Here is a 9,859-nt window from a genome sequence, read left to right as displayed (position 1 = left end):
GGCCCTTGTGGCCGTGGTGGACGAAGTCGAGGGTCAGCTCAAGGGCGTCGGGGTCCCAGGCGCGCACGGTGTAGGTGCGCAGACGCGGCCAGAGCTCGCGCGGCATGGTCTCGCGCACGTGCTTGACGCTGAAGGGCTCGGGGTAGTCCACGCCCTCGTGCGGGAAGACGAGTTTCACGTAATGGTCGGTGAGGCCGCGGCAGGCGAAGTCACGCAGGCCGTCGCCGCCGACCACGATGCGGATCATGTGCGGGGAGAGCCGCTCGGTCCGCAGGACGACGCCCCGATGGTGGTCCGTGGGCTTGTCAGCCATCACTTCAGCCCCCATATGTTAGTTAGGTATACCTAACCTTACAGTGGGATTGACGCGCATGGCCACCGCAACGCCTCGACGCCGCCCTCCGCGCGCAACCCCAAACTGGGAAATATCAGCTCAAGCTACCCTGACGCAGCAGGCCCAGTCAGGCCGCCGCCGAATCCCCCCGCCGCGCCGCACGGGCCGCGACCGCCTCCAGGAACGCCGACATGTGCCGGAAGGCCAGCCGCGCCTCCGGCAGCACGTCGGCCAGGATGGGGAACGCGTGCGGCATGCGCCGCCACTCCTCGTACCGCACCGGCACCCCCGCCTCCCGGGCCCGCTCGGCCACCCGGCGGGCCTCGTCCCGCAGCACCTCCGTGGAGCCGGTGACGATCATCAGCGGCGGCAGGCCGGTGAAGTCGCCGTGCACCGGCGAGACGAGCGGGTCCCACGGATCGAGCCCGCAGGTCCAGTGGCGGGCCAGCCAGCGCACCCGGCCCGCCGGCAACATGGGGTCGTGCCAGCGGTTGGCGCGGCGCGGGATGTCGGTCAGGTCCGCCCACGGCGACAGGCAGATCGCCGCGGCGGGCGTCGGCAGGCCGCGGTCGCGCAGCGCCAGCAGGGTGGCCAGCGTCAGGTGCCCGCCCGCCGAGTCCCCGGCGATGACGATGTCCTCGGGCGCGTGCCCGTTGCGCATCAGGCATTCGTAGGCGTCCAGCGCGTCGGCCAGGGAGTCGGCCAGCGGGTGCACCGGCCCCTGCCGGTAGTCCAGCGCGAGCACCGGCCGCCGGGCCACGGCCGACAGCCGCCAGGTGATGGGCCGGTGGGTACGCGGCGAGCACGAGAAGTAGCCGCCGCCGTGGAAGTAGAGCACCGCCTTGCGCTCGTCCACCCGGCCGGCGCGAACCCACTCGCCGCCGCAGTCCGGCCCCTCGGCGGGCGCGACGACGGCGTGCTCGGGAAGGCGCACCGGCATCAGCTGCGCCAGCTCGCCCAGGCGGGCCGCGCCGATCAGGGCCAGCGGATGACGCATCAGCACCGAGGAGGCGGGCTTCAGGGTGCCCCACATGACCGAGGTCAGGGCCCTGGCCTGCCAGCTCAAGGGGTAGTCGGGTGCCACGTCCTTGTTGATGCGCATGACGGTCCTCCACCCCTTTTCTTCCCGGAACGCCAGGGCTCTACCGGCCAGTAAGGATCTCGTCCCTGACGCGAATATTCCGGCCTTGTGCGACTCTGGGGATATGGCGGGATATTCGGGGACTCCGCTCCCCCGCAAGCTCGGCATCAAGCCGGGACACCAGGTCCTGGCCCTCGCCGCCCCCGCCGGCCTCGACCTCGGCGAACCCGCCGCCACCGTGCACCGCGAGCAGGACCCGGCCGCCGGCGCACGTTCCGCGTACGACGTCGTGCTGCTCTTCTGCCCCGACGCCGCCACCCTGCACCGCGTGTTCCCCCCGGCCAAGGCCGCGCTGGCCAGGAACGGCGGCCTGTGGATCTGCCGGATCAAACCCGCCTCCGGCATCCCCACCGACCTGTCGGACCGCCTCGTCCGCGACTTCGGCCTGGCCGCCGGGCTGGTCGACAACAAGGTCGCGGCCATCGACGAGACCTGGTCGGGCCTGCGCTTCGTTTATCGCGTTGCGGACCGCTGACCCACCGGCGGATAATTCCAGGCTTCCGCCAAGGCAGACCCGTGCCCGACCCCCGGCACGGCGCGTGACCGTGTCCTCACTCTCGGGAGGTGAGCCACCATTCCCCTCTACGCCCGCCTCGTCCGGTACGGCTTCCGCAAACACGCCGTCTACGTCTGGGCCGCGCTCGCCGGCGCGTTCACCAACAGCGTGTTCGGCGTCCTGCGCGCCTACGTCCTCATCGCCCTGTGGCAGGCCCGCCCCGGCCTGGCCGGCTACGACGTCACCGACGCCGTCACCTACTGCTTCGTCACCCAGGCCCTCATCGGCCCGATGATGCTGTTCGGCGGCGGCCTGGCCATCCCCGAGCGCATCCGCAGCGGCGACATCGCGCTCGACCTGGTCCGCCCCGCCTCGCTCCAGCTCTGGTCGCTGGCCGAGGACCTGGGCCGGGCCGCGTACCTGCTGCTGGTGCGCAGCCTCCCGCCGCTGCTGCTCGGCGCGGCCCTGTTCGGCATCACCACCCCCGCCTCCCCGGCCGGATGGGCGGCGGCCCTGACCGGCTTCCTCGTCGGCGTGCTCATCAGCTTCGGCTGGCGCTACCTCGTCGCACTGTCGGTCTGCTGGCTCGCCGACGACCGCGGCGTGGCCGTCGTGTCCCTGGTCCTGACGACGTTCTTCAGCGGCATGATGCTCCCCCTCCACCTGTTCCCCGGCCCGCTGGGCGAGGTGGTCAGAGCCCTGCCGTGGGCCTCCATGGTCCAGGCGCCCGCCGACCTCTACCTCGGCAAGGCCCCCGTCGGGCAGACGCTCGCCCTCCAGGCGCTCTGGGCGGCGACGCTGTTCGCCCTCGGCCTGCTGGCCACCCGCGCCGTCCGCCACAAGGTGGTGATCCAGGGTGGTTAGGACGTACTTCCTGCTGGCCTGGACCTGGACCCGCGCGGCGGCCGCCTACCGCCTCTCCTTCGCCCTGATGGTCGTGTTCGGCCTGGTCACGGGGGCGATCGACGTCGCGGCCATCCTCGTCGTCTTCGCCAACACCACCACCCTGGCCGGCTTCACCCGCGAGGAAGTGCTGTTCCTGTACGGCGCCTCCGCCGTCTCCTTCACCGTCTGCGACACCTTCGTCAGCAACCTCGACCGCATCAGCCAGCACATCAAGGCCGGCACGCTCGACACGATCCTCATCCGCCCGGCCGCCGCGTGGATCCAGATCGCCGCCGACCGCTTCGCGCCCACCAGGATCGGCCGCGTCGTCCAGGCCGTGGCCGTGCTGGCCTACGCCGTCGCCGCGCTCGGCCTCGACTGGCGGCGGGCCTGGATGATCCCCGTCATGATCGTCACCGGCGTCGTCATCTTCACCGCGCTCTGGACGCTCGCCGGCGCGCTGCAGTTCGCGCTGACCGACGCCCCGGAGGTGGTCAACACCTTCACCTACGGCACCCACCAGCTCAGCCAGTACCCCCTCAGCATCTACGCCCGCGACCTGGTCCGCGGCGTCACGTACGCGCTGCCCCTGGCGTTCGTCAACTGGCAGCCCGGCCTCTACGTCCTGGGCCGGGACGACCCGTTCGGCACGCCCGGGTTCATGCGCTTCCTCGGACCGGCCGCCGCGCTGGTCCTCGCCCTGGCCGCCGCGGCGGCCTGGCGGCAGGGCATCAGGCACTACCGATCGACGGGGAGTTAACGATGATCGAGCTGCGCGAAGCGGGACGCTCGTTCAAGGTCAGGCGCACTGTCGTGCACGCCGTACGCGATCTGTCGTTCAGCGTGCCGGCCGGCGAGTTCGTCGGCTACCTCGGGCCCAACGGCGCGGGCAAGTCCACCACGATCAAGATGTTGTGCGGCATCCTCACCCCCACCACCGGCTCGGTGCGGGTGGCCGGGCTCGACCCCTCGCGCCGGCGCACCACGCTCGCCCGGCGCATCGGCGTGGTGTTCGGCCAGCGGACGACCCTGTGGTGGGACCTGCTGCTCAAGGACAGCTTCGAACTGGTCCGGCACCTTTACAAAGTAGATCGTGGAACCTTCCGGGTCCGGCTGGCCGAGCTGACCGAGACCCTCGACCTCGGCTCCTTCCTGCGCACCCCGGTGCGTCAGCTCAGCCTGGGGCAGCGCATGCGCGGCGACCTGGCCGCGGCGCTGCTGCACGCCCCCGACGTGCTGGTGCTGGACGAGCCGACCATCGGCCTCGACGTGGTCAGCAAGGCCAGCATCCGCGGCTTCCTGAAGCGGCAGAACGCCGAACGCGGCACGACCGTGCTGCTGACCACGCACGACCTCGGCGACATCGAGCGCCTGTGCCGCCGGATCATGCTGATCGACCACGGCCGGCTGGCCTTCGACGGGACGCTCGCCGAGCTCATGGCCACGGCGCCGGAGCAGGCCACCATCGAGGACGTGGTGACCAGGCTCTACACCGGCACTCAGTAGTAGCCGCCCTCCTGCGTGGTCTCGTAGTCGTCGTCGTCGAGGTCGTCGTGCGGGCGCGACCAGCGGGAGGGCATCAGCACGGGGATGAACAGGACCACGCCCAGCAGGGCCAGCACGCCCGTGGTGAGCAGGGTCCTGTCGCCCGCGCCGGCGTCCAGGACGATCTGGTGGACCGACGCCTGGTCGGGGATGAGGGACAGCGCCCTGCCGGTGTCGAGGGCGTAGACGACGGTCCAGGCCAGCAGCACCATCGAGGGCACGAACGTGGCCAGCGGCGAGATCCGGCCGGCCACGACGAGGCCGACGACCAGCCCGACCGCGGCCATGGCGCCGAGGGCGATCCACATCTTCTGGTTGTCGGGCGGCGGCGGGGTAATCGCCGCGCTGGCGAGGGCCTGCTGCACGGCCCATCCGCCACCCCCGAGGACGGCCGCCGTGACCACGACGCCGATGAGCAAACCTGCTAAGTGCCGCAACGTTCTCACCTCAAATGTCAACGCGAATGTCAACGCGCTCGGCACGACCCTAGCGACAAATGCCATTTCCGGACCAGGCATCAGCCCGCCCGGAAGTTAGGGGTCTCATGCGACGGGGCCTCGTGAGACCATGTGGCACACATGCGTGCGCGACTTCCCCTCCGGCTCGCGCGGACGGCCGCCTTCGCCGCCGTCTGCGTGACCCTCGCTGCCCTCGCCCACGTGGCGGGCGGCGGCGGGCGTCCGGGGCCGTGGGCGGCGGCGCTGGGCCTGGTGGCGGTGTCCGGCCTGGGGCTGGCGCTGTCCGGCAGGGAACGCTCGGCGCCGCTGATCAACGTCGTGCTGGGGGTGGCGCAGTTCGGCCTGCACGAGCTGTTCGCGGGCGGCAGCCCGTCCTCCTACGTCTTCGAGCACGGCCACGGCCAGGGCCTGGCCGTCAACGCGGGCATGCTGCTCGCGCACCTCACGGCGACCCTGATGACCGGCTGGTGGCTGTCGCGCGGCGAGATCGTGCTGTGGTCGCTGCTGCGCCGGCTGGGGTTGCGGCTCGTGCCGCCGCTGCTCGCGGTCGTGCCCGCGGTGCGGCCGGGCGTCCCGGTCGTGCACACCAGGGTGGTCCCCCCGCAGCCGGGGTTCCGGCACCGGGTGGCCAGGCGTGGTCCTCCACTTCCCGCCTGACCTGCTGACACCCGTAGACCCCTGTCATTTTCCGAAGTGGAGTTCCGCCATGTCCTTCGTCCGTCGCGCGGCGACCGTGCTCGCCGCCGCCACCGCCCTCACCGCCGGCCTGGCGCTGCCCGCGCTGGCCCACGTCTCCATCAACCCGGGCACCGCCGAGCAGGGCGGGTTCACCAAGGTGGCCTTCCGGGTGCCCAACGAGCGGGACGACGCCGCCACGACCAAGGTCCAGGTCAGCTTCCCCACCGACCATCCGCTGGCGTTCGTGTCGGTCAAGCCCGTGCCGGGCTGGGACGTCAAGATCACCGAGGGCAAGCTGCCCAAGCCGGTCAAGACGGAGTACGGCGACCTGGAGGAGGCCGTCACCACGGTCGTGTGGTCCGGCGGCAAGATCAACCCGGGTGAGTTCCAGGAGTTCGAGGTGTCCATGGGCCAGCTGCCCAAGGACGTCGACTCGCTGACGTTCCCGACGAAGCAGACGTACTCCGGCGGCGAGGTGGTCGACTGGGCCGACGCGCCCAAGTCCGACGGCACCGAGGCAGAGCACCCCGTTCCCACGCTGAAGCTCGTCCCGGCCTCCGGCGACGACGACCACCACTCCGCCGCGAGCGCGTCGGCCTCGGCCGCGCCGGCCGCCGCCACGGGCCCGTCGGTGGCGCCGGTGGCGGCCTCCGCGGCCTCCTCCTCCGACGGCACGGCCCGCCTGCTGGGCGGCGCCGGGCTGGTCGTCGGCGTCATCGGCGTCGTCGTCGGCGCCCTGGGCCTGCGCCGCCGGTCGGCCTGACCCGCGCGCCCCTGACCCGCGCGACGCGGCGTCCCCGGCCGGGCACCTCGCCCGGCCGGGGACGCGCCGCCCGGTCAGGACGTGATGTCCTTGCCGGAGAAGCGCGCCCACGCGATCGAGCAGAACAGCACGATGTAGGCGCCGAAGGCCAGCAGCCCGTCCCGCAGCGCCGACAGGTCCATCGGGCTGCGCAGCACCGCGTCGAAGTTGGTGAACCTGGTCGGCAGCAGGTACGGCGTCACCGCGCTCAGCTCCGGGAAGGCCCGCAGCACCTGGCAGACGACCACCAGCACGAGCGTGGCGGCCACCGCCCCGATGGACACCTCGGTGAACGTCGACAGCGCCAGCGCGACGGCCGCCAGCGCCGCCATGCCGGCACCGACGTAGCCGACGGCGATGAGGATGCGCAGCAGCCCCTCGCCCATGGAGATCGTCGTGCCCGACAGCAGCGTCACCGGCCCGGCCGGGAACAGGATCAGCCCGGTGACCAGCGCCGACAGCGCCACCACCGCCGTGACGGCGTAGGCGAAGACGACCGCGTTGAGGTATTTGACGGCCAGCAGACGGGTGCGTCCCGCGGGCGCGGCCAGCAGGTAGCGCAGAGTGCCGCCGCCCGCCTCCCCGGCCACCGAGTCACCGGCGACCACGCTGACGGCGACCGGCATCAGCAGCAGCACGAGGAACGAGAACGCGACGAACGTGAGCATGAGGCTGTTGCCCGCCACGCTCTGGATGAACCCGCCCATCCCGTCGCGGTCGTCGCCGCCGAACGCGCGCAGGGCGAGGCCGAGGACGGCCGGCACGGAGGCGAGCACGGCCAGCATCACCAGGTTGCGCGGCCGGCGGAAGGTCAGGCCCAGCTCCGAGCCGAGCAGCCGCCAGAACGCCCACCTCGCCCGCCGCGGGCCGTCGGCGGCGTCCGTCCCGGCGTCCCGCGCGGGGACGGCCGCGGCCTCTCGGGCCGGGTCCGATGTGTGCCGCTCCACCGTGCGCAGCGTCTCGGTCACGGGCATCAGGCCGGGCATGCGCCCATCGGACCGGCCGTCCCGCGCCTGCGGCGCCCCGGTGTCCCGCGTCTGCGGCGCGTGTGTTGTCTCAGCGTCCGGCGCCGAGGTGTCAGCCGTCGACATCGAAGCCCTCCCCCGTCAGTCCGACGAACACGTCCTCCAGGCTCGGCCGCAGCACGGCCAGCCCCCGTACGGCGACCCCTTCGCCGACCAGCGCGGCGTTGATCCGCTCCGGCGCGTGGCCGCCCAGCTCGGCCGTCACGTCGGCGTCGCCGCGCCGCACGTCGGCCAGCCCCAGCCCGCCGAGCACCCGCGCGGCGTCGGCCACGTCGGGCGTCTCGATCCGGACGCGCGTGGCCAGGCCGCCGTTCAGCGAGGCGATCGTGCCCTGGGCGGCCAGCTTGCCGGTCCGCATGATGGCGGCGTGCGTGCACATCTGCTCGACCTCGGCCAGCAGGTGCGAGGAGACGAAGACGGTGGTGCCGCCGGCGGCGATGTCCTTGACCAGCGCGCGCACCTCGCGGGTGCCCTGCGGGTCGAGGCCGTTGGTCGGCTCGTCCAGGACGAGCAGCTCGCGCGGGCCGAGCAGCGCGGCCGCGATGGCCAGTCGCTGGCGCATGCCGAGCGAATAGTTGCGGTAGCGCTTGCCGGCCGCGGCCGTCAGGCCCACCCGGTCGAGCGCGGCGGCGACGCGCGCCCGCGCGGTGCGGCGCACGGCGGTGGGGTCGGCGGCGTCGAAGCGCATCAGGTTGGCCTCGCCCGACAGGTACGGGTAGAACGCCGGCCCCTCCACCACCGCCCCCACCCGGGGCAGCGCCCGCGGCAGCGGCAGCCCGAGCAGGGAGTGCTCCCCCTCGGTGGGCGCGATGAGGCCCAGCAGCATGCGGATGGTCGTGGTCTTGCCCGAGCCGTTGGGCCCGAGGAAGCCGAAGACCGAGCCGCGCGGCACCGCCAGGTCGAGCGCGTCCACGGCCACCTGGCCGCCGCGGAAACGCTTGGTCAGGCCGCGCGTGACGATGGCGTGCTCCCCGGAGGGCGGGGCCGCCCCGAAGGGCGCCCCCGCTTCCTGCGTGACGGCGGTGGTCACCTGACGCCCGCCGCCTGGGTGATCTCCTCCGGGGTGACCGCGCCGGCCAGCAGGCGGCCGTCGTCGGTCAGCAGGACGGTGACGAGCTTCGTCCTGATCAGCCGGCCCGAGCCCCACGTGCCGCTCACCGGCGTGGCCGACTTCAGGACGGTGTCGGCCAGCGCCCCCACGTCGGCCTTCGAGCCGTCGCCGGGCGTCGGGCCCTCGCCCGCCGCCGGACGGCCGGCCGCCGTGAGGTCCTCCGGCTTGAACGGCAGGACGGCCACGGTCGTCCACCCGTCGCCGACGACCTTGAGCTCGCCCGCGACCTTCTCGGCCTGCTCGGCGTGCTGCTCGGCGCGCTTGGCGTCGCCCAGCTCGCTGAGGTCCTTCTCCTCCACCTTGGCGCCCGCGGGCGGGGTGAAGGCGAAGTTCTCCGCGGCCGGCGGCGTGAACGTCACCTGGGTGAAGCCGACCTGGAAGGCCGGTTCGGCCGAGCCCTTGGCGTAGACCTGGACCTGGAGCGGGACGTAGGTCTCGCCGTCGAGCGCGAGCCGCACCTCCTGCACCAGCGAGCCCTCGTCCTTGGGGGCGAGGACGAGCTGGTAGACCGGACGGCCCGCCACCTCCGCGGTGTTGATCACGCGGACCGCGGTGTGCTCGCCGGCCTTGGCCAGCAGTTGCTCGGCCACCTGCGGCGGCGTCAGCTGGGTCGGCGGCGTGCTGGGCAGCTTGTGCTCCTGGCCCGTGCCCGGCTTGATGGTCAACCTGGTCGCGGTGTTGGTGGCGCTCTCCCAGTACCAGCCCTGGTCGCCGTTGACGATCAGGTTGGTCTCGTTCAGCTGGGTCGGCATGGCCACCCGGAACCGGTCGGCGCCGCCGTACCAGACCTTGATCTCGTGCGAGCCGGACAGCAGGCTCAGCGGCGACTCACCGCCGGTCTGGGGCAGCGACGGCAGGCCGAGCGAGGCCGTCTGCTGCACCGTGCCGGACATGGGCGGCAGGCCGCCTCCCTTGCTCGTCGCCGCCACGGCGTCGGCCAGCAGCTGCTGGGCCGAACGCTCGGGCAGGACGGGCTCGCCGCTCACCGCCGCGATGACCGGGCCGGCTCCGATCGCGCCACCGATCAGCGCCGCCGCGGCGATCGGGACTCCCCACCTCACGAACGTGCCTCTGCGCATCTCACTCCTTAACGGTATGTCGATGACCAGAGCCTGCGGCATGCATCCTGTGGCCGGCCTGAGACTGTCTGAGACGCCTCTCAGCCTTCTCAGCGGCGTCTCAGCTCAGGGACGGGAGAATCAGCACATGAGAGTACTGGTCGTCGAGGACGAGCGGCGGATGGCCGCGGCCCTCCAGCGCGGGCTGCAGGCCGAGGGGTTCGCCGTGGACCTCGCCCACGACGGCGAGGAGGGCCTGCACGCGGCCAGGCAGGGCGACTACGACGTCGTGGTGCTGGACATCATGCTGCCGAGGCTGTCGGGCT

General features: G+C 72.6%; 13 protein-coding genes. 7 read left to right on the top strand and 6 right to left on the bottom strand.

Annotation, left to right across the window (positions count from 1 at the left end):
- Positions 1 to 313: siderophore-interacting protein (locus ACWCSD_RS39135; RefSeq protein ID WP_449922478.1), on the bottom strand; the 313-nt coding region annotated here is incomplete at its 3' end.
- A gap of 148 nt (positions 314 to 461) precedes the next feature.
- Positions 462 to 1,436, bottom strand: coding sequence for an alpha/beta hydrolase (locus ACWCSD_RS39130; RefSeq protein ID WP_397155981.1), 975 nt, complete (start codon positions 1,434 to 1,436; stop codon positions 462 to 464).
- 103 nt (positions 1,437 to 1,539) lie between these two features.
- On the opposite strand from ACWCSD_RS39130, the gene ACWCSD_RS39125 reads away from it, so the two are divergent.
- The 4 genes from ACWCSD_RS39125 (at position 1,540) to ACWCSD_RS39110 (ending at position 4,362) form a co-directional block, all read left to right on the top strand.
- Positions 1,540 to 1,950 carry a hypothetical protein gene (locus tag ACWCSD_RS39125; protein ID WP_397155979.1) on the top strand — a complete coding sequence of 137 codons (411 nt, stop codon included), beginning with the start codon at positions 1,540 to 1,542 and terminating at the stop codon, positions 1,948 to 1,950.
- 189 nt (positions 1,951 to 2,139) lie between these two features.
- The gene (locus tag ACWCSD_RS39120; protein WP_397155977.1) at positions 2,140 to 2,835 is read left to right on the top strand and encodes an ABC transporter permease; all 696 of its coding nucleotides are present in this window, start codon (positions 2,140 to 2,142) and stop codon (positions 2,833 to 2,835) included.
- Positions 2,828 to 3,616, top strand: coding sequence for an ABC transporter permease (locus tag ACWCSD_RS39115; RefSeq protein ID WP_387669736.1), 789 nt, complete (start codon positions 2,828 to 2,830; stop codon positions 3,614 to 3,616). Before ACWCSD_RS39120 ends, ACWCSD_RS39115 begins: the two co-directional genes overlap by 8 nt.
- Positions 3,617 to 3,618: 2 nt before the next feature.
- Positions 3,619 to 4,362 carry an ABC transporter ATP-binding protein gene (locus ACWCSD_RS39110; protein WP_449922474.1) on the top strand — a complete coding sequence of 248 codons (744 nt, stop codon included), beginning with the start codon at positions 3,619 to 3,621 and terminating at the stop codon, positions 4,360 to 4,362.
- Here the strand turns inward: ACWCSD_RS39110 and ACWCSD_RS39105 are convergent.
- Positions 4,356 to 4,847, bottom strand: a complete 492-nt coding sequence (locus tag ACWCSD_RS39105) for a hypothetical protein (protein WP_397155971.1) — start codon at positions 4,845 to 4,847, stop codon at positions 4,356 to 4,358. The genes ACWCSD_RS39110 and ACWCSD_RS39105 overlap by 7 nt on opposite strands.
- Before the next feature lie 132 nt (positions 4,848 to 4,979).
- Between ACWCSD_RS39105 and ACWCSD_RS39100 the strand changes: the two genes are divergently transcribed.
- Positions 4,980 to 5,516 (top strand): MFS transporter, encoded by a 537-nt coding sequence (locus ACWCSD_RS39100; RefSeq protein ID WP_387669739.1) that lies wholly within the window; start codon positions 4,980 to 4,982, stop codon positions 5,514 to 5,516.
- Between the two features lie 49 nt (positions 5,517 to 5,565).
- Positions 5,566 to 6,300, top strand: coding sequence for a YcnI family copper-binding membrane protein (locus ACWCSD_RS39095; protein WP_449922472.1), 735 nt, complete (start codon positions 5,566 to 5,568; stop codon positions 6,298 to 6,300).
- A gap of 74 nt (positions 6,301 to 6,374) precedes the next feature.
- Here the strand turns inward: ACWCSD_RS39095 and ACWCSD_RS39090 are convergent, their stop codons facing one another.
- The 3 genes from ACWCSD_RS39090 to ACWCSD_RS39080 all read right to left on the bottom strand — a co-directional run bounded on the left by ACWCSD_RS39090 (position 6,375) and on the right by ACWCSD_RS39080 (position 9,554).
- A complete protein-coding gene (locus ACWCSD_RS39090) occupies positions 6,375 to 7,325 on the bottom strand; it encodes an ABC transporter permease (RefSeq protein ID WP_449922470.1) in 951 nt (316 codons plus the stop codon).
- A 91-nt stretch (positions 7,326 to 7,416) separates the two neighbouring features.
- Positions 7,417 to 8,394 (bottom strand): ATP-binding cassette domain-containing protein, encoded by a 978-nt coding sequence (locus ACWCSD_RS39085; RefSeq protein ID WP_449922468.1) that lies wholly within the window; start codon positions 8,392 to 8,394, stop codon positions 7,417 to 7,419.
- Complete coding sequence (locus ACWCSD_RS39080) at positions 8,391 to 9,554, bottom strand: outer membrane lipoprotein carrier protein LolA (RefSeq protein WP_397155962.1); 1,164 nt, start codon at positions 9,552 to 9,554, stop codon at positions 8,391 to 8,393. Before ACWCSD_RS39080 ends, ACWCSD_RS39085 begins: the two co-directional genes overlap by 4 nt.
- Here ACWCSD_RS39080 and ACWCSD_RS39075 point away from each other — a divergent pair.
- Positions 9,469 to 9,859: response regulator (locus tag ACWCSD_RS39075; RefSeq protein ID WP_449922466.1), on the top strand; the 391-nt coding region annotated here is incomplete at its 3' end. The genes ACWCSD_RS39080 and ACWCSD_RS39075 overlap by 86 nt on opposite strands.

The sequence above is a fragment of the Nonomuraea sp. NPDC001684 genome (assembly GCF_053596515.1).
This window is presented reverse-complemented; position numbering and strand designations above follow the sequence as displayed.